This is a genomic window from Robertmurraya sp. DFI.2.37 (assembly GCF_029211245.1).
GTDB lineage: Bacteria > Bacillota > Bacilli > Bacillales > Cytobacillaceae > Robertmurraya > Robertmurraya methanolica_A.
In genome coordinates this window covers 1-291 of sequence record NZ_JARGEJ010000792.1, presented here as the reverse complement: position 1 = coordinate 291, position 291 = coordinate 1, and the positions used below count along the sequence as shown (strand labels likewise).

Here is a 291-nt window from a genome sequence, read left to right as displayed (position 1 = left end):
CAGACCAAATCAGGCAGGTAAGCCCTAATATAACCGGGTAAACCTGTAACCCATTGTGATAGTTGATTTTTAAGTAATTGCTGTGTTTGTTTATTCATTTTCTTCAAGACATCTTGAAGAAGCTCGATTAATTGCTGCAATGCGACAGCCCAATCGAGTTCATTCACTTCATCACAAAGGTCATAAAATAAACCACCTAATGTACGTTCATCTGTGTGGCAACGATTTTGCAACGAGAGAACGATATATCTAGTAAAGACGATCGTTGTATGACTAATAAGTAAGTCATAC

1 pseudogene is annotated in these 291 nt (G+C 37.5%); it reads right to left on the bottom strand.

The features are described 5' to 3' along the window. A pseudogene (locus PZE06_RS28665) lies at positions 1-291 on the bottom strand (IS4 family transposase); the annotation flags it as partial.